This window comes from Leifsonia sp. NPDC056824, from assembly GCF_042789575.1.
Taxonomy (GTDB): Bacteria; Actinomycetota; Actinomycetes; order Actinomycetales; family Microbacteriaceae; genus Leifsonia.
In genome coordinates this window covers 1,364,139-1,382,701 of record NZ_JBHUAV010000001.1, presented here as the reverse complement: position 1 = coordinate 1,382,701, position 18,563 = coordinate 1,364,139, and the positions used below count along the sequence as shown (strand labels likewise).

Below are 18,563 nucleotides of genomic sequence, written 5' to 3'. Positions count from 1 at the left end.
TGGTACCTAGTGGTACTCCGTCCCGCCCGGCACCCCGAAGAACTCCTCCAGGGTCGTGACGCTCGTCGCCCGGAGCTGGGTGGCGAGCGGGACGCCGATGTACCGGAAGTGCCACGGCTCAAAGGTGAAGCCGGTGACCGCGACCTTGTCGGCCGGGTAGCGCAGCAGGAAGCCGAAGCGCCAGGCGTTCGCGGCGAGCCACTCCCCCTGCGGCGTGTGGGCGAAGCAGGCGTCCAGGGAGCACTTGGCCGGGACGGCGCTGATGTCGACCGCGAGGCCGGTCTGGTGCTCACTGTGGCCCGGGCGGGCGGTGTCCGTGTCGGCGTACGCCGCTCCGTTGCGCGCCGCGTCGTCGTTGTAGACGCTGGTCTGCGACTCGAACGAGCGGTAGGCGCTCTGCACCGAGAAGTCGAGGCCGGCCTCCGCCTTGCCCGCGTGGAACATCGAGACCAGCGCCTCCGCCACCTCCGGCCGCATCGGCTGGCGGTTGACGTAGGCGACCTCCGGGTAGACCAGGGAGGCCGGCGCGTAGGCGACGGGATTCAGCGGGCGCGGCTTGTTCACGACCACCCAGGTGCTCGCCGGGTCGTCGATCGACTGGGCGTGCTTGTCGAAGGCGGCGACGGTCGCCGTCGGGGTGGCTGTGGGAACGGGCCGGGAGGCGTGCGCCGCGGATCGGGACGGCGCCGGCTTGCGGGGCGGCTGGTCGGCGGCGGAGCACGCCGTGACGGCGAGCAGCACGATCGCCGCGGCAGCAGCGGCCGCGACACGACGACGGGGTCCGGTCGAATTCACTGCACGAGCATATGCGCCTCAGCGTGCCGATCCTGTCAGCGCATTCCCGGTCTGACCCGAAGTGGGCCTCCTACTTTGAGAGACTCCAGAAGTGACCGGTCGCGCCCGGGTGGTCGACCGTGATCGTGTGGTCGAGGTCGCGGTAGTCGGTGTCCGTGTTGTGGCCGGCCATCTGGATGGTGACCTTGCCGTTCACGGTGCTCACCGCGGAGACGATCTGGACGTGGTCGAGCGAGTTGTTGTTGTTCCAGTCGAACATCACGATGTCGCCGACCTTGATCTTGTCGCGCTGGTCGAGCGAGTACCTCGTCAGCCCGAGCTGCGTCGCGTTCTGGCGGAAGTAGTCGTCCATCGCCGGCACGTAGCCCCACGCCGGGCTCCAGTCGGCCGCGGCGTCGTGGTTGTACCACTCGGAGTTCATCTGCCAACCCCGGGCGATCAGGGTCTGGCTGACGAAGTTGGCGCAGTCGCCGCCGACCGGGTTGAGGTCGCCGTACTGGGCGGTGTTGTAGTTGTTCCAGTGCGCCATCGCGTAGGAGAGCTGCTGGTCCACCGGCGTCTGCACCTGGTAGGTGAAGGTCTTGCCGGCGGTCGGGATGACCTTGCCGTCCGCCGCGGTGACGACGATCGGCACCGCGCCGGCCGCGAAGTTCGCGGCCTGCGGGACGGTCACGACGATCTTGTCGCTGCCGGGCTGGGTGACCGGAGCCGCCTGGCCGCCGATCTGCACCGAGGCCACTTTGTCGAGGTTCGTGCCGGTGATGGTCGCCGTGCCGCCGGAGACGCTTCCTCCGGCCGGCTGGATGTCCGCGACGGTCGCGTTCTTCGGCTGCGCAATGGGCGCCGCCTTCGCGATCGCCTTCATCACAGGGGACGGCTCGCCCGCGCACCCCGTGAACAGGAGGGTCGCTGCGGCCACCGCCGCGGCGACGGCGAACAGGCGACGGGAACGATTGAGAGGACTCATACGACCTTCGGGGAGGATTGGGAGGGTGACGGGAACCACCTTCGGGCAGCGTACGCCTCAGACCTATGCGACACCTGGATGGGGTACAGACGCCATGTGAAAGCTGCGGGAATCCGCAGCCTGGCCGCGTCGGTTCGCGGGATTCACCCGGACGTTCGCCCATGGCGAACGGAGGTGCATGAGGCGTAGTCTCGCGTTGCCGAAAGACTCGCACTGGGTGTAACTTTGCACTCTCCGCAAAAATATTTTGCCCCACACCGGTGTGACGCTCCCACAGTGACGGGCGTCCCCCCACACGACTCTCGACACGGAGACAGATGTCCAGTCAGACCGCGGCAGTGGCCGCACCCAAACCGATCATGTCGCATCGGCAGATCCTGTTCGTGATCTTCGGCCTGATGGCCGGCATGTTCCTCTCGGCCCTCGACCAGACGGTCGTCGGAACCGCGATCCGCACGATCGGCGACGACCTGCACGGCCTCAGCCAGCAGGCCTGGGTCACCACGGGCTACCTCATCCTCTCGACGATCTCGACGCCGATCTACGGCAAGCTCTCCGACATCTTCGGACGCCGGCCGCTGTTCATCATCGCCATCGGCATCTTCATCGTCGGCTCGATCCTGGCCTCGTTCTCGACCTCGATGCTCGGGCTGGCGGCGTTCCGCGCCATCCAGGGCCTCGGCGCCGGTGGCCTGATGTCGATGCCGCTCGCGATCATGGGCGACATGCTCGCCCCGCGCGAGCGTGCCAAATACCAGGGCTACTTCCTCGCCGTCTTCGGCATCTCCAGCCTGATCGGCCCGCTGATCGGCGGCCTGTTCGCCGGCGCGGACCAGATCCTCTGGATCGCCGGCTGGCGCTGGGTGTTCCTCATCAACGTGCCGATCGGCATCGCCGCGCTGTTCATGGTCTTGCGCTTCCTGCACCTGCCGAAGCACGACCGGGGTGCCGCGCGGATCGACTGGTGGGGCGCGACGGGCGTCATCGTCGCGCTCGTCCCGCTGCTGCTCGTCGCCGAGCAGGGCCGCGACTGGGGCTGGGGCAGCGCGGGCTCCATCGCCTGCTACGTGATCGGCGCCATCGGCATCATCGGGTTCATCCTCGTCGAGCGTGCGATGAAGGACGACGCGCTCATCCCGCTCAAGCTGTTCCGCTCCAGCACCTTCTCGATGGCGACCGTCATCGGCGTGCTCGTCGGCTTCGGCATGTTCGGTGCGATGCTGACCCTCCCGCTCTACCTGCAGATCGTGCTCGGCTCGAGCCCGACCGTGTCGGGCCTCCAGCTCCTGCCGATGATCCTCGGCCTGATGATCTCCTCGATCGCCTCGGGCCAGATCATCGCGCGCACCGGCCGCTACCGTCAGTTCCCGATCATCGGCACCGCGATGCTCGCGGGCGGGTTCTTCTACCTGACGTTCCTGAAGTTCGGCGACTCGTACTGGTTCATCGCCGGCGCGATGCTGCTGATCGGCCTCGGCCTCGGCCAGCTCATGCAGACGCTGACCATCGCCAGCCAGAACTCGGTCGGCCTCCGCGACATGGGTGTGGCGACCAGCGCCTCCACGTTCTTCCGTCAGATCGGTGGAACGCTCGGCACGGCCGTGCTGCTGTCGCTGCTGTTCACGGTGTTCCCGACGAACATCCAGACCGCGCTCGCCGACAAGCCGACGCTGACCAGCGCCCTCGACGCCGCGCTGACCCCCTCGGTCGCCTCGGCTCCCGAGAACAAGCAGATCATGGAGAAGATCTACACGCCGATCACCGAGCCCATCCAGAAGCAGGCGCAGGCCGCTGCTCACGCGTCCGGCGTACAGCAGCTCGTTGCGAAGGGCGTACCGCAGGACATCGCCGAGCAGAAGGTCCCCGCAGCGCCGATCGACTTCTCCAACGCCGACCAGCGGAAGGCCGTGGTCGACAAGACTGTGCCTGTGGTGCAGGCGAAGCTCAAGACGGGCAACGGGGCGAACAGCAGCTCGGACATCAACGACACGTCGTTCCTGAACACCGCAGACAAGCGGCTGTCCAAGCCGTTCCTGGTGGCGTTCAACAGCTCGGCCGTGCAGGTCTACTGGGTCGCGATGATCGTGGTCCTGGTCGCGTTCGTCCTGTCGCTGTTCTTCCGCACCCCGCCGCTGCGCGCCAAGTCGGCGCTGCAGGAGGCCGCGGACGCCAGCGCGGAGGCCGCAGCCGCCCGCGAGAGCGCCGAGGCCGGCGACCGTCAGCCGGTGCCGGTCGGGGCGATGGCCTCCGCCGACTCCGACGCCGCCGCCCGCGGCGAGCTCGAGGAGACCGACCTCGGCCTGATCGCCAGCCGCGTGGCCGGCGAGACCGGTGCGCTCATCGAGCCGGTGATCGACACCGCCTCCGTCGCCGCACAGCGACCGCGGCCGGCGGTCGACTGACACCGGTAGCGGCTCAGTCCACCTCACCGACGGGACGGCCGTCGCCCATCCGGGCGGCGGCCGTTCCGCCGTCTGTGCCCACGGGCTGCGGCGGAACGCGGCGCAGCACGAGCGGTGTGACCACGCCGTGCAGGACGATGCTCCCCACCACCGTCAGCACCGTCACGCTCAGCACGTCGCCGCTGTCGCTGTCCGGGAGGTGGTTGTAGGCCAGCAGGCCGAACACGATGGAGGCGGTGCCACGCGGGCCGATCAGCCCGATGTAGGTGCGCTCCCGCCAGGTCACCGGCGAGCCGAGCATCGAGGCGTAGACGGGCACGGCGCGGAACAGGGTGAGCGCCAGCACTGCGATGACGAGCACCCGCCAGTCGATGCCCTCCACGATCACCGCCGTGGTCATCCCGCCGAGGATGAACCAGACGAAGTCGGACGCGACCTTGCTCGCCTCCTCCACCAGCAGCAGTTCGTCCTCCGGGACCGCGCTCAGCTCGCGGCGGCGCGTGCGGGTGACGCGGAACATCACGCCGGCGACGAAGGCGGCGACGAAGCCGTTCGCCGCCAGGTCGTGGATGGTCGCGATACCGTACGTCAGGAGCGGCGCGATGAGCATCACGAAGCGGATGCCGGACGCGTTCGCCCAGCCGCGGTCGGAGGCCCAGCGGGTCAGCAGGCCGAGCACGCCGCCGATCACGATGCCGACGACGATCGCGACGCCGGTCGCGGGGATCGCGCCGAAGAAGGCGTAGACGGCCTCCGACAGGTTCTTCTCGACCTCCTTCTCGCTGGCGCCGGAGAGCTTCGCCCCGGAGTTCGCGACCTTGAGGATGCTCGGGAGCGCTACGGCGATCGCGACCGACATGGCGAACAGCGGCGAGATGAGGCCGTCGTTGTAGCCGCTCTCCACGTTGAGGATCTGACGCACCCGGGCGGGGACGCGCCCCGACCGGAGCAGGGCGGTCGCCGGCGCGAAGTCGGTGGGCATCACGATGCAGGCGATGACGATAAGCACGAAGACGTTGAGCGCGGGCAGCAGCCAGGCGCCGGTCACCACCACGAGCGCCAGCGACAGCGGGAGGGCGATCAGCACGAGCCGCGCGAGGCTCCGGCCTTGGCCGCCGAAGATGCCGCCGCGCACCTCGCAGGCGTCCACGAAGAGGAGCACGGCGAGGATCAGCTCGACGACATGCTGGGCGACGTCGCTGTCGATGGCCTCGGTGAAGCCCTTCACATCCACGAGTACGACGATCGAGCCGAGCAGCGCGAGCGCGGCCGGCCCGGCGATCCCGAACCGCTCGAACCGGTGCGCGACCAGCGACCAGAGCGCGACGGCGGCGAACCCGACGAGGATGATGACCGGCATCCCGCGCACCTCCCGTTCGCTCCCGAAGCGCGTCCAGTCTGCCTCCCCACCCGCCCCCGCACCAGGCCCGCACATTCCCCCGGAATATGCGCGCGGCGCCAGCGCGCCATTCGTGCCGAATGTGGTGAATGGCGGCGCGAAACCCACCATTCGTGCCGAATGTGCGCGCGGCGCGAGGGCGCGATTCGTGCCGAATGTCGCGAATGGGGGCGCGAAACGCACCATTCGTGCCGAATGTGCGCGCAGGCGGGAGTCGCGATTCGTGCCGAATGCGTGCGCGGCGCGAGGGCGCGATTCGTGCGGAATGTCGTGAAAGGGGGCGCGAAACGCGACATTCGTGCCGAATGTGCGCGGGAGGGGGGCGCGTTAGAGGGCGGTGAGGAGGTCGACGGCGAGGGCGCGGGCCTCGCGGAGCGAGCGGCGGTCGGCCTCGAGGCCGGCGCGGACGAGGGCGCCGTTCAGCACGTAGGAGAGGTGCCGGGCGCTCCGCTCGGCGCTGGCGCGGTCGGTGAGCTCGCGGAGGCCCGCCGCCAGGATGGCGTCGACCTCCGCCAGGTGACGGCGCGCGGTCTCGCGGCCGGGGTCGCCGAGCGGCAGTTCGGCGGCCGCGTTCAGGAGGCCGCTGCCGCGGTAGCCGGACTCGGGCGCGAGCGCGGCCTGGTCGAGGTAGGCGTCGAAGACGGCGAGGACGCGTGTGAGCGGGTCCGGCGTCCGGCGTGCGCGACGGGCGTAGAGGGCGAGCCATTCGGCGTGGCGGGCCTCCAGCACGGCCGCGACCAGCGCCGACTTGGAGGCGAAGTTGTTGTAGAGGCTCATCTTCGCGACGGCGGCGTCGGCGGTGATCGTGTCGATCCCGGTGGCGGCGATGCCGTCGGTGTAGAACCTGCGGGCGGCCGCTTCGAGGATGCGCCGGCGAGCCGCACCCGTGCGGGCCCCGGTGTTGCGCGCGGACTCCGCCATCGAGCGTCCTCCCCTATCTAGGTAGGTCAGTCTACCGAAAGAACGCTGATTCAAGATCACGGTTCGGTTACACCGCCGACCACGGGAACGCGGAATCCCGCGCATTTCGCGGTAGACTCAACAAATCCCGTCTTTCCGGCGATGAGAGCGCGACCATACTCGCGCTTGACAAGCGCATCCTCCTCGATTTACATTCTCTTCCAACCCGTGAGAGCGCTCTCACGGCCTTCAAAGAGAGCGCTCTCACTGGTCACACCAGACCACGCACACACACGCACAAGGGAGTGATCCGTGAAGCTTTCACGACGCACCAAGGTCGCGGCGGCAGTCGCCGCCACGGCCTCGTTCGCCCTCCTCGCGACTGGCTGCTCAGCGAGCGGCAGCGACGCAGGAACCAGCTCGAACCCCATCACACTGACCGTCACGACGTTCGGCACGATGGGCTTCGACAAGCTCTACTCGCAGTACGAGAAGGAGCACCCGGGGATCAAGATCAAGGCGACCAACATCGACACCGGTGACAACGCCCTGACCGACTGGCAGACCAAGGAGGCCGCCGGCAGCGGGCTCCCCGACGTCCAGGCGGTCGAGGAGGGCTGGCTCTCCAAGGTCATGCAGGTCTCCGACCAGTTCAACGACCTCAAGTCCTACGGCGCCAACGACATCAAGAGCCGCTGGGTCGACTGGAAGCTGAAGCAGGCCACCGACAAGAACGGCCGCATCATCGGCTACGGCACCGACATCGGACCGGAGGGCCTCTGCTACAACAGCAAGCTCTTCGCCGCGGCGGGCCTGCCCAGTGACCGCGACTCCGTCGCCAAGCTGTTCGGCGGCGCCAACGCCACCTGGGACGACTTCTTCAAGGTCGGCCAGCAGTACAAGGCCGCCACCGGCAAGGCGTTCTACGACCAGTCCGGCTTCATCTGGAACGCGATGGTGAACCAGCAGCCCGAGGGGTACTACACCAAGGACGGCAAGCTCAACATCGAGAACAACAGCGACCTCAAGGCGCTGTGGAGCAAGCTGGCCGGCGGCGCCGCCGCGGGTCTCTCCTCCAACCAGACCCAGTGGGACTGGGGCAAGGGCAAGGCCTTCACCGACGGCTCCTTCGCCACGTTCGTCTGCCCGGGCTGGATGCTCGGCGTCGTGCAGGGCCAGGTCAAGGCCGGCGGCGGCGACGCCTCCACCGGCTGGGACTTCGCGAACGTCTTCCCGGGCGGCGCGGCCAACTGGGGCGGCTCGTTCCTGACGGTCCCGAAGCAGTCCAAGCACCCGAAGGAGGCCGCTGAGCTCGCTGCCTGGCTGACCTCCGCCAAGTCGCAGGTCGCCACGTTCCAGGCGGCCGGCACGTTCCCCTCGGTCACCGCGGCGCAGTCCGACCCCGGAGTGACCGGCGCGAGCGACCTGACGAAGTTCTTCAACAACGCCCCCGTCGGCCAGATCCTGGCGGAGCGCGCGAAGGGCGTCGTCGCCCAGTACAAGGGACCGGACGACTCGGTCATCCAGTCCCAGGTGTTCGGGCCTTCCGTCCAGCAGCTCGACTCGAAGAAGGCGAACGGCGACCAGGCCTGGGCCAACGCGATGACGCTGCTGAACCAGCTCGTCGTCAACAAGTAGTAGTACACCTCACCAGCCGGGCCCCGCTGCTGCACGCGGCGGGGCCCGGACCCTCCACCCGAACCATCCGCTCCCCTCCCCCACGGAGAACCGCATGACCACCGTCACCCGCACCCCGGAGGCCGCCCCGGCGACGCCCCCGCGCGACCGCGACGACCGGGCGCTCACGTTCAAGCAGAAGCTCAGCCGCTTCGACGTCAAGGCGTCGCCGTACTTCTACATCGCGCCGTTCTTCGTGCTCTTCGCCCTCGTCGGCCTGTTCCCGCTGATCTACACGTTCGTCGTCTCGCTCAACAACTGGAACCTGCTCACCGGCCCCGGCCAGTGGGTCGGCTTCGCCAACTACCTCACCGAGCTGAAGGACCCGTTCTTCTGGAACTCGCTCTTCAACACGGTCAGCATCTTCCTGCTCTCCGCCATCCCGCAGCTCATCGCCGCGGTGTTCATCGCCGCGATGCTCGACCAGAACCTGCGGGCGAAGACCTTCTGGCGGATGAGCGTGCTGCTCCCCTACGTCGTCACCCCCGTCGCCGTCACGCTGATCTTCTCGAGCGCGTTCGACGAGAAGTACGGGCTGATCAACAACATCCTCCAGGCCGTCGGCCTCCACCCCGTCATGTGGAAGACCGAGACCTTCCCCTCGCACATCGCGATCGCGACGATGGTCAACTGGCGCTGGACCGGCTACAACGCGCTGATCCTCCTCGCAGCGATGCAGGCGGTGCCGCGCGACATCCACGAGTCGGCGGCGCTGGACGGCGCGGGATCGTTCCGCCGGTTCTTCTCGATCACGCTGCCGAGCATCCGGCCCACCATGATCTTCGTGATCATCACCGCCACGATCGGCGGCCTCCAGATCTTCACCGAGCCCAAGCTGTTCAACCCGTCGAGCGCGGTGCCGGGAGGCCCGCAGCGGCAGTACCAGACCACTGTGCTCTACCTGTGGGACATGGCGTTCAACCGCCAGAACTTCGGGAGGGCGTCCGCCATCGCGTGGATGCTGTTCCTCATCATCGTGGTGTTCGGCGTGCTGAATTTCCTGATCTCGCGCCGGATCGCCTCCACAGAGGCGCGCGTGCACCGGTCGCGCACGGCCAAGCGACTGGCGCGCAGCCGGGCGGCTGCGGCCGGAGGCGCCCCGACCGAGACCGACTCCGATTCCGACGCCAGAACTGCGGCGAGCGCCGAGGGCGCCCTGGCGCTGGCCGCGGCGAGCGAGGAGAAGAACGTATGACCACCGCCACCCGCACCCCCGCCACGCAGCGCGCCCCGCGCCGCCGCGCGCTCGGCATCGACCGGCGGCCCGGCTTCCTCACCTACGGCATCCTGCTCGCGATCTTCGTCGGCGGCGCCTACCCGCTGTGGTGGTCGTTCGTCGCCGGCTCCAGCAACAGCACCGTGCTCACCTCGACGTGGCCTCCGCTGCTCCCGGGCGGCCAGTTCTGGACGAACGTGGGCGCCGTGCTCGACACCGTGCCGTTCTGGCAGGCGCTCGGCAACTCGATCATCGTCTCCACCGTCATCACGGCGTCCGTCGTCTCCTTCTCGACCCTCGCCGGGTACGCGTTCGCGAAGCTGCGGTTCCGCGGCCGCGAAGGGCTGCTGGTTTTCGTCGTCGGGACGCTCGCCGTGCCGACCCAGCTCGGCATCATCCCGCTGTTCATGGTGATGAAGCAGTTCGGCTGGACCGGGACCCTCGGCGCGGTGATCGTGCCGACCCTCGTCACCGCGTTCGGCGTGTTCTTCATGCGGCAGTACCTCGTGGACGTCATCCCGGAGGAGCTCATCGAGGCCGCCCGCGTGGACGGCGCCAGCATGATCCGCACCTTCTGGCACGTCGGCGTCCCCGCGGCGCGGCCGGCGATGGCGATCCTCGGGCTGTTCACGTTCATGACCGCGTGGACCGACTACCTCTGGCCGCTGCTCGTCGCCCCGCAGAACCCGACCCTGCAGGTCGCGCTGAGCCAGCTCCAGTCCGCGAAGTACGTCGACTACTCGATCGTGCTCGCCGGCGCGGTGCTCGCGACCATCCCCCTGCTCATCCTCTTCGTGCTCGCGGGCCGGCAGCTTGTCTCCGGCATCATGGCCGGCGCGGTGAAAGGCTGATAATGACCGACGACTCCACCGCCGCCTGGCCGGCAGGATTCCTCTGGGGCTCCGCGACCGCGGCCGCCCAGATCGAGGGCGCCGCTCACGAGGACGGCAAGGAGGACTCGATCTGGGACGCGTTCGCCCGGGTCCCCGGCGCGATCGCCGGCGGCGAGACCCCCGAGCGCGCGATCGACCACTATCACCGCGTTCCGCAGGACGTCGCGCTGATGCGGGAGCTCGGCCTCCAGTCGTACCGCTTCTCCACCTCGTGGGCGCGGGTCAAGCCCGGCGACCGCTCGGTCAACCGCACGGGGCTGGACTTCTACAGCCGCCTGGTCGACGAGCTGCTGGAGGCGGACATCCTGCCCTGGCTGACGCTCTACCACTGGGATCTGCCGCAGGCCCTGGAGGAGCGCGGCGGCTGGGCGAACCGCGAGACGGCGTACCGCTTCCGCGACTACGCGGTGGCCGTGTACGACGCGCTCGGCGACCGGGTGACGCACTGGACGACGTTCAACGAGCCGCTCTGCTCGTCCCTGATCGCGTACGCGGCGGGTGAGCACGCGCCCGGCCGCCGGGAGCCGCGTGCGGCGCTGGCCGCCCTCCACCACCAGCACCTCGCGCACGGCCTCGCCGCCGCGGCCATCCGCGATCTGGCCGGGGAGCACGAGGGGCGTGCCGAGGCGCTGCGCGTCGGCATCACGCTCAACCTGACCAACGCGATCCCCGACGACCCGGAGGACGCCCGCGACCTGGACGCCGCCCGCCGCATCGACGGACTGTGGAACCGGATGTACCTCGACCCGCTGCTCGACGGCACCTATCCCGCCGATGTGCTGGAGGACCTCCGCGAGCACCGCTTCGAGGAGCTGGTGCACGACGGCGACCTCGGCGTCATCCGGCAGCCGATCGACTTCCTCGGCGTGAACCACTACCACGACGACAACGTCAGCGGCCGGCCGCTCCCGGCGGACACCGTGCACGCGCCGGTGCCGACCGACCGGCCGAAGTCGTCGCCGTTCGTCGGCAGCGAGTTCGTCACGTTCCCGTCCCGCGACCTGCCGACCACCGCGATGGGCTGGGAGGTCAACCCGAATGGCCTCCGGGACCTGCTCCTGCGGCTGACGGCCGAGTACCCGGCGTTGCCTCCGCTCTACATCACGGAGAACGGCGCGGCGTACGACGACATCGTGGACGAGGACGGCCGCATCCGCGACCTGGAGCGGGAGGCGTACATCCTCGACCACCTGGACGCGGTCCGGGAGGCGATCGAGCGGGGCGCAGACGTGCGCGGGTACTTCGTCTGGTCGCTGCTCGACAACTTCGAGTGGGCGTGGGGGTACGCGAAGCGGTTCGGGATCGTGCACGTCGACTACGAGACGCTGGAGCGCACGGTGAAGGACTCCGGGCGGGCGTACGCGCGCGTCATCACGGAGGCCCGCATCGCGGAGGCCGCACGCGCCGCCGAGGTCGTGGGCGCGCCCACTGGACCTGCCGCGGCACACGCCTAACATAGGTCGGGCGTCGACCGGCGCCCCGACGCCCGAGCGGCCCGAGGAGAGGACCCCATGACGACGGAGCAGGTGGACGGCCGCAGCGTGCCCACCCTGGAGGCCGTGGCCGCGCGCGCGGGCGTCTCCCGGGCGACCGTGTCCCGCGTCGTGAACGGGTCCACCAAGGTGACCCCGGAGGTCGCCGAGGCCGTGACGCGTGCGATCTCCGACCTCAACTACGTGCCGAACCGCGCCGCCCGCTCGCTGGCCTCCCGCCGCACGCAGGTGATCGCGCTGGTTGTTCCGGAGTCGACGGCCAAGGTGTTCGCCGACCCGTTCTTCGCGTCGATCGTGCAGGGCGTCGCGCTCAGCCTGGCGGACACCGAGTACACGCTCAACATGGTCATCTCGTCGGAGACCAACCCCGACAAGACCCGCCGCTACCTGATGGGCGGCAACGTGGACGGCGCGCTCGTGGTCTCGCACCACTCCGGCGACCACTCGTACGCGCAGCTCGGCTCGACGCTGCCGATCGTGTTCGGCGGCCGGCCGGTGAGCGAGGCGCAGCACGAGTCGTACTTCGTGGATGTGGACAACGTCGCGGGTTCGGCGGGGGCCGCTGAGCACCTCATCGCCCGCGGCCGCAGGAACATCGCGCTCATCACCGGCCCGCAGGACATGCCTGCCGGCCTCGACCGCTACACGGGCTGGCGCCGGGCGCTGGAGGCGCACGGGCTGGACCACACGCTGGTCGAGTACGGCGACTTCTCGCCGTACTCCGGCATGGAGGCCATGCGGCGGCTGCTCGCGACCGGCCGCCCGATCGACGGCCTGTTCGCGGCGAACGACCAGATGGCGGCGGGCGCGTACTCGGCCATCCACGAGGCCGGGCTCAGCATCCCGGGCGACATTGCGGTGGTCGGCTTCGACGACGACAACTTCGGGCTCACTGCGACCCCGCCGCTCACCACGGTGCACCAGCCGTCCATCGGCCTCGGCGAGGCGATGGCCCGCGTGCTCGTCCGCCGCCTCGCCGGCGAGCCCGTCGACCGCGTCACCCTCCTCCCCACCGAACTCGTCGTCCGCCAGAGCTCCTAGCCCCCGCCGCCGCCGCAGCTATCTCTTCCGGAGTTGTGTACGCCCGGCACCGGCGTGTCGCGTACTTAAGTCCGGAAGAGATGGCTGCAGAGGCGGCGGCTGGGGTCAGGCGAGGGCTCGGTAGAGGCGGTTGCCGACGACGGCGAGGAAGAAGCCCGTCGTCGCGATCGCAGTGACGCCGCCGGCGTACGCGATGAAGAGGTGCTCGGTGCCGTTCTGGGTGGAGTTGTAGGTGACGACGAGCGCCACCGCGGCGACGACGCCGGTGGCGGCGGCGATCCAGACCAGTGCCCACAGCTTCGACCGTACGGGCGGGTCGGCCGGGCGCATGCGCAGCGCGGCGAGGACGACCCCCGCGATGCACCCCCAGAAGGCCACGACGAGCATCCCGGCGATGACGTCGCTGGGCCGGTGCCACTGCTCGACCAGCGTGGAGGCGCCGGCGGCGATGGTGAACACCGATCCGACCACTGCTGCGAGCGGCCGCAGGCGTGGCGACGCGACCAGGAAGACGACGAGCGCAGCGGAGGCCGCGACCGAGGTGTGACCGGACGGCAGCGAGTTCGCGAGGCCGGCGTCCACACCCTTCTCCGGGCGGGAGAGCACCGAGTACTTCAGCACCTGCGTGCTCACGTTGGCCGCGATGGCCGCGCCGACCGCTACCGCGAACACCAGCCAGTTGCGCCGCACCAGCACGATGATCACCGCGATGATCGCGCCCGCCACCACGGCCGCGACCGGCAGCGCGTTGAGGAATGCGTGGGCGAAGTCGATCAGGTTGCCCTTCCATTCGTCCGCGCCCGCGAAGGACCGCTCATCGATCACCTGGCCGATGTAGCTCCGCACGAAGAACAGATAGATCGCGACGAACATCACGGCCGTCCCGAGCGCACCCCAGACGAACGGGAGCAGACGGAGGGGCGCGGGTCGCATAGAAGACAACCCTTCCACACCGTCCCCGGGAACTTCCATGAAGGACGCGGAACGTCTCCAGGAGATGGCCAGTGCGCAACCCCTCCCGCACGGTGTAGGACGGGCGCCATGAAGAGCTTCACCGACACCATCCAGATCGACGCGTCGGCGCACGATGTCTACGCCACCCTGCGGGCGGTCGACGCCTACCCGGCCTGGCTCGGCCACTCCCTCGTCTACCGCGGAACCCGCGTGCCCACTGCGGCGGCGGCCGTGCCCGCACCCGGCTCCGCGACCTACGTCGACTCGACGATGGTCGGACGGATGCGCGGCGAGCTGATCGACGACATCCCCGACCACGAGCTGCGCTTCCACCAGGCCAAGCCGTCCGGGCGCGTCGACGCGCTCATCGTGTACGGGGTCGAAGACCGGGGAGGCGTCACCCGCGTCACGCGGATCGGCCAGCTCACCACGCACGGCGTGTATCGCGCCGTCGAACCGATGTTCGTGATGATGGCGGCCAGGGAGAGCCGGCGCACCATGCGTGCGCTGAAGGCCCACATCGAGGCTGCGCCGGTCGAGCACGGCGCCTGATACCCCACTCGCCGAAGGGCACGTAAACGCCCTTAAAGCGCAGTTTTAGGGGCGCTTACGTGCCCCTCGGCGGTGGTTCAGCCGACGAAGCGGACCTCGGGGTGGGCGGCGAAGCGGGCGCGCATCACCGCGACCGCGTCCGGGCTGCTGTCGACCAGCACGAATCTCCGGCCGAGCGCCGCCGCGACCGCGCCCGTCGTGCCGCTGCCGGCGAAGAAGTCGAGCACCCAGTCGCCCTCCCGGCTCGACGCCTGCACGATGCGGCGGAGGACGCCCTCCGGCTTCTGGGTCGGGTAGCCGGTCTTCTCCCGGCCGGTCGGCGACACGATGGTGTGCCACCAGACGTCGGTCGGCAGCTTGCCGAGCTCAGCCTTCTCCGGCGTGACGAGGCCGGGCGCCATGTACGGCTCCCGGTCGACGGCGGACGAGTCGAAATAGTACGAGCCCGGATTCTTCACGTACACGAGGATCGTGTCGTGCTTCGCCGGCCAGCGGTTCTTCGCCTTGGCTCCGTAGTCGTACGCCCAGACGATCTCGTTGAGGAACGACTCCCGGCCGAACAGCGCGTCGAGCAGCACCTTCGCATAGTGCGACTCGCGGTAATCCAGATGCAGATAGAGCGTGCCGGTGTCGGCGAGGAGGCGCCACGCCTCGATCAGCCGCGGCTCCAGGAACCCCCAGTAGTCCTCGAAGCGGTCGTCGTAGCTGAGGATGTCGCCCTTGATGCGCTCGTAGCTGCGGCCCTTGAATCCGATGACGCTGCCGACGCCGGCCTCCGTGCGCACGGCGGTGGTGCGCTGCCGCGCCTGCGACCGGCCGGTGTTGAACGGCGGGTCGAGGTAGATGAGCTGGAAGGCTCCGTCGGGCAGACCGGCGACGACCTCCAAGTTGTCGCCGTGGACCACCGTGCTCGGCCCGTCGGGGAGCCACAGCGGCTGTGTGGCGGCGGCGGGCTCTGACATGTCCTCCATTCTCCTGCATGCGCCGGTGCGCGGCGGCCGACGGGTAGCCTGGCGGCATGACGCTGACCGTCGAGAATCAGGCCGACCAGTCCCGTTACGCCCTGCTGAAGGACGGCGAGGTCATCGGGGTCGCCGAATACGAGCTCCGCGACGGCACGATCGTGTTCGTGCACACGGTGGTCGACCCCGAGAAGCGCGAGCGCGGGATGGCCTCCCAGCTCGTCCAGACGGCGCTCGACGACGTGCGCGACCGCACCGACCTGCGGGTGGTCGCCACCTGCCCGTACGTGCGGCGCTGGCTCGCCGACCACCCCGAGTACCGCGAGCTGCAGCGCCGCTGAGCCCGGGGCTGCGTCAAGCGCGGTGGGAGGCCGCCTTGCGGGTGGTCGCGCGGCCCTCCTCGGAGGGCGCCCGGCCCTCGGCGCGCTGGCCGCGCCCGGCCGAGCCGACGTCGATCGTGATCTTGCCCGCGGTGTCCCAGACACCCTTGTCGCCGTCGCCGGGGAGCGGGGCGGGCGCCGGGAGGAACGACTGACGGTCGAGCTCCTGCTGGGCCTCGTGACGGGTCGGTGCGAAGATCTCGTCGAATGAGCCGCCGACCGCTCCGCTCATCGTGCCGGACCCGCGGTTCGCCTTGTTCGAGAGGTCGATCCAGCCGAGCCTCACGCCGATGACGATGGCCACGACGATGACGCCCACGATGACCACGGCCCACCAGTTCACGGCATCAAGGGTACCGGAGGCTCGCTGTGCGCCCGGCTGACCCACAGGAACAACCAAGGTAGCGGCCGGTCAGGGCACCCGGTAGAGCCACTCCTCCGTCGCGAACTTCGACGTCACCAGCCGCTCGGCCTCCGCGTACTCCGCCTCGGTGAGGTCGCCGTCCGTCGCGCCGTACAGGCTGCGGAAAGTCGTCTTCATCTGCTCGATGATCTCGGCGCGGCTGAGCCCGGTCTGGCTGCGCAGCGGGTCGACGCGCTTGGCCGCGCTGGTGATGCCTTTGTCGCTGATCTTCTCGCGGCCGATGCGGAGGACCTCCGTCATCTTCTGGCCGTCCATGTCGTAGCTCATGGTGACGTGGTGCAGCACGGCGCCCGAGCCGAGGCGCTTCTGCGCGGCGCCGCCGATCTTGCCCTTCGGGCTGGTGATGTCGTTGAGCGGCACGTAGCTCGCGTCGATCCCCAGCGACTTGAGCGCGATGATGGCCCACTCGTCCAGGAACGCGTAGCTGTCGGCGAAGCTCATCCCCTGCACCAGGTCGGCCGGGGCGTAGATCGAGTAGGTGACGACGGAGCCGGCCTCCATGAACATCGCGCCGCCGCCGGTGATGCGGCGCACCACCTCGATGCCGTACTTCTCGGCGTTGACCGGGTCGACCTCGTTCTTCACCGACTGGAAGCTGCCGATGACGACGGCGGGCCGGTCCCACTCCCAGATGCGGAGGGTCGGGCCGCGGCGGCCTTCGCCGACCTCGGCGGTAAGCACCTCGTCCAAGGCCAAGTGCATGAGCGGCGAGACGGCCTTGGCGTGGACGATCTGCCAGTCGTAGTCGCGCCAGCTCGTGGCGCGGGCGAGTGCGCGGCGCACGGCGACGGCGACGGCCTCCGGCGAGAAGCCGAGCAGCGATGCGCCCTCGGGGAGGGCGTCCTTCACGGTGGTGGCGATGGTCTTGGAGTCGGTCTCGGCGGGGAGGCCGTTGACGGCGTCGTCGATCGCCTCCAGCGCGGAGTCGGGCTCCAGGAAGAAGTCGCCCGCCAGCCGGAAGCCGGCGATCAGGCCGTCCTCCACCTCCAGGTCGACCACGACGAGCTTGCCGCCAGGGACCTTGTACTCACCATGCATGCCCCCAGCCTAGAACCCGCGCGAGCCAGCCATCCGTTCCGGAGTTATGCACGCCTGAGCACGGCGTGTTGCGTACACAACTCCGGGAGAGATGGCTGCGGTCAAGTGCGCGCGGGGAGGCGGGGGGCGAGCCAGGCGGTGAGGTCGGCGAAGACCTCGTGGCGGTTGGTCTCGTTGAAGACCTCGTGGCGGGCGCCGGGGTAGACGATCGTCGTCACGTCGGTGAGGCCGGAGCGGGTGCGGTACGACTGCTCCAGCTTGCGGACGGAGGCCGGGCCTCCCACCGGGTCGTCGCCGCCCACCTGGAGGAGCAGCGGGAGGTCGCGGGCCAGGTGCCGCGCCGGGCGGCCCAGCAGGCGGGCCGCGTCGGCCATCCCGAACAGCTTCTGCAACGGCACGAGCGTGCACAGCGGGTCGTCCACGAACGCCTGCGCGACGGCCGGGTCGCGACTCAGCCACTCGGCGCCGGTGGTGCCGAGGTGCGCGTGCCGCTTGTTCAGGTCGCCGCTGTTCATCGAGCCGACCATCCGGTAGGCGGTGCCGGTCAGCACGGCCGCGTCGTAGTCGTCGGCGTGGTGGTTCAGCGCCATCTGGCCCATCAGCGAGCCCCAGCTGTGGCCGACGAACACCAGCGGGAGGTCCGGGTTCTCGTCGCGGATGAGCCGGCTGAACGAGCGCAGGTCGCGGACGGCGCCGCGCAGCCCGCCCGGGCCGAGCCTCCCGAGCTTGGTGGCGTCGCCGTGCCACTGCTCCATCCCGGTACGGCCGTGACCGCGGTGGTCGTCGGCATAGACGGTGTACCCCTCGCCGACGAGGTGCTCGGCGAGCTCCCGGTAGCGTCCGGCGTGCTCCCCCACCCCGTGCGCCACCTGCACCGCGGCCCGCGGGCGCTCGGCCGGATAGACGTCGAAGAAGATTCGGAGGCCGTCGTCGGCGCTGAACTCTCGCTGCACGCGCTCATTCTGGCACGCCTCGGCCGGCACGCCGTCGGCGAACGCGTTTTATTTAGCCAGCCTAATTTGTTAGGCTAACTATCTATGGGACGCCTCTCGACGCACGACCTCAGCAGCGCGCTGCGCATCGCCGTCGCTCGTCTCGGGCGGCGCCTGCGCGCCGAGAAGGAGGACGACGAACTGAGCGACACGCAGACCTCCACCCTCGCCTTCCTCGTCCGCGAGGGCTCCGGCACGATCGGGAGGCTGAGCGAGCACGAGCGCGTGACCCCGCCCTCCATGAACCGCACGGTCAATCACCTGGAGCAGGCAGGCTACGTGCAGCGCACCGCCGACGCGGTCGACGGCCGCAAGGTGATCGTCGTCCCCACCGAGTCCGGCCTCCGCCTCGTCACCGAGACGCGCCGCCGACGCGACGCCTGGCTCAACCAGCGCCTGCGCACGCTCACGCCCGAGCAGCGCGACACCCTCGCTGAAGCCGCGGCCATCATGAGGGGGATCGCCGACTCGTGAGCGC

Annotated in this window: 18 protein-coding genes; 9 read left to right on the top strand and 9 right to left on the bottom strand. The window is 69.6% G+C overall.

Going from position 1 to position 18,563, the window contains the following annotated elements; translation table 11 throughout:
* Positions 1-6: 6 nt before the first annotated feature.
* Entirely contained in the window at positions 7-795 is a 789-nt protein-coding gene (locus tag ACFRFH_RS06950) for a M15 family metallopeptidase (protein WP_382462251.1), read from the bottom strand.
* A 70-nt stretch (positions 796-865) separates the two neighbouring features.
* Positions 866-1,762, bottom strand: a complete 897-nt coding sequence (locus tag ACFRFH_RS06945; RefSeq protein WP_382462250.1) for an amidase domain-containing protein — start codon at positions 1,760-1,762, stop codon at positions 866-868.
* Positions 1,763-2,079: 317 nt separating this feature from the next.
* Here ACFRFH_RS06945 and ACFRFH_RS06940 point away from each other — a divergent pair, with 317 nt between their 5' ends.
* Positions 2,080-4,164, top strand: coding sequence for an MDR family MFS transporter (locus ACFRFH_RS06940; RefSeq protein ID WP_382462249.1), 2,085 nt, complete (start codon positions 2,080-2,082; stop codon positions 4,162-4,164).
* 13 nt (positions 4,165-4,177) lie between these two features.
* Here the strand turns inward: ACFRFH_RS06940 and ACFRFH_RS06935 are convergent, their stop codons facing one another.
* Positions 4,178-5,524 carry a cation:proton antiporter gene (locus ACFRFH_RS06935; RefSeq protein ID WP_382462248.1) on the bottom strand — a complete coding sequence of 449 codons (1,347 nt, stop codon included), beginning with the start codon at positions 5,522-5,524 and terminating at the stop codon, positions 4,178-4,180.
* A 366-nt stretch (positions 5,525-5,890) separates the two neighbouring features.
* Entirely contained in the window at positions 5,891-6,484 is a 594-nt protein-coding gene (locus ACFRFH_RS06930) for a TetR/AcrR family transcriptional regulator (RefSeq protein WP_382462247.1), read from the bottom strand.
* Positions 6,485-6,775: 291 nt separating this feature from the next.
* On the opposite strand from ACFRFH_RS06930, the gene ACFRFH_RS06925 reads away from it, so the two are divergent.
* From ACFRFH_RS06925 to ACFRFH_RS06905, 5 genes are all read left to right on the top strand, one after another.
* A complete protein-coding gene (locus tag ACFRFH_RS06925; protein ID WP_382462246.1) occupies positions 6,776-8,101 on the top strand; it encodes an ABC transporter substrate-binding protein in 1,326 nt (441 codons plus the stop codon).
* Positions 8,102-8,195: 94 nt separating this feature from the next.
* On the top strand, positions 8,196-9,335 hold the full coding sequence (locus ACFRFH_RS06920; protein ID WP_382462245.1) for a carbohydrate ABC transporter permease: 1,140 nt from the start codon (positions 8,196-8,198) through the stop codon (positions 9,333-9,335).
* Positions 9,332-10,207: a carbohydrate ABC transporter permease gene (locus ACFRFH_RS06915; RefSeq protein WP_382462244.1), complete on the top strand. Its 876-nt coding sequence runs from the start codon at positions 9,332-9,334 to the stop codon at positions 10,205-10,207. Before ACFRFH_RS06920 ends, ACFRFH_RS06915 begins: the two co-directional genes overlap by 4 nt.
* A 2-nt stretch (positions 10,208-10,209) precedes the next feature.
* Positions 10,210-11,703 carry a GH1 family beta-glucosidase gene (locus ACFRFH_RS06910; RefSeq protein ID WP_382462243.1) on the top strand — a complete coding sequence of 498 codons (1,494 nt, stop codon included), beginning with the start codon at positions 10,210-10,212 and terminating at the stop codon, positions 11,701-11,703.
* Between the two features lie 57 nt (positions 11,704-11,760).
* A complete protein-coding gene (locus tag ACFRFH_RS06905) occupies positions 11,761-12,783 on the top strand; it encodes a LacI family DNA-binding transcriptional regulator (protein WP_382462242.1) in 1,023 nt (340 codons plus the stop codon).
* 105 nt (positions 12,784-12,888) lie between these two features.
* Here the strand turns inward: ACFRFH_RS06905 and ACFRFH_RS06900 are convergent, their stop codons facing one another.
* On the bottom strand, positions 12,889-13,716 hold the full coding sequence (locus ACFRFH_RS06900; RefSeq protein WP_382462241.1) for a phosphatase PAP2 family protein: 828 nt from the start codon (positions 13,714-13,716) through the stop codon (positions 12,889-12,891).
* Positions 13,717-13,824: 108 nt separating this feature from the next.
* On the opposite strand from ACFRFH_RS06900, the gene ACFRFH_RS06895 reads away from it, so the two are divergent.
* Complete coding sequence (locus ACFRFH_RS06895; RefSeq protein WP_382462240.1) at positions 13,825-14,289, top strand: SRPBCC family protein; 465 nt, start codon at positions 13,825-13,827, stop codon at positions 14,287-14,289.
* A gap of 77 nt (positions 14,290-14,366) precedes the next feature.
* On the opposite strand, the gene ACFRFH_RS06890 is transcribed toward ACFRFH_RS06895, so the two are convergent.
* Positions 14,367-15,251: a DNA-methyltransferase gene (locus tag ACFRFH_RS06890; protein WP_382462239.1), complete on the bottom strand. Its 885-nt coding sequence runs from the start codon at positions 15,249-15,251 to the stop codon at positions 14,367-14,369.
* A gap of 56 nt (positions 15,252-15,307) precedes the next feature.
* Here ACFRFH_RS06890 and ACFRFH_RS06885 point away from each other — a divergent pair, with 56 nt between their 5' ends.
* On the top strand, positions 15,308-15,592 hold the full coding sequence (locus ACFRFH_RS06885) for a GNAT family N-acetyltransferase (RefSeq protein WP_382462238.1): 285 nt from the start codon (positions 15,308-15,310) through the stop codon (positions 15,590-15,592).
* 13 nt (positions 15,593-15,605) lie between these two features.
* Here the strand turns inward: ACFRFH_RS06885 and ACFRFH_RS06880 are convergent, their stop codons facing one another.
* From ACFRFH_RS06880 to ACFRFH_RS06870, 3 genes are all read right to left on the bottom strand, one after another.
* Positions 15,606-15,974, bottom strand: a complete 369-nt coding sequence (locus ACFRFH_RS06880) for a hypothetical protein (protein ID WP_382462237.1) — start codon at positions 15,972-15,974, stop codon at positions 15,606-15,608.
* Positions 15,975-16,043: 69 nt separating this feature from the next.
* Complete coding sequence (locus ACFRFH_RS06875) at positions 16,044-17,093, bottom strand: biotin/lipoate A/B protein ligase family protein (protein ID WP_382462236.1); 1,050 nt, start codon at positions 17,091-17,093, stop codon at positions 16,044-16,046.
* Positions 17,094-17,194: 101 nt separating this feature from the next.
* Entirely contained in the window at positions 17,195-18,046 is an 852-nt protein-coding gene (locus ACFRFH_RS06870; protein WP_382462235.1) for an alpha/beta fold hydrolase, read from the bottom strand.
* An 84-nt stretch (positions 18,047-18,130) separates the two neighbouring features.
* On the opposite strand from ACFRFH_RS06870, the gene ACFRFH_RS06865 reads away from it, so the two are divergent.
* A complete protein-coding gene (locus tag ACFRFH_RS06865) occupies positions 18,131-18,559 on the top strand; it encodes a MarR family winged helix-turn-helix transcriptional regulator (RefSeq protein WP_382462234.1) in 429 nt (142 codons plus the stop codon).
* Positions 18,560-18,563 lie beyond the last annotated feature (4 nt).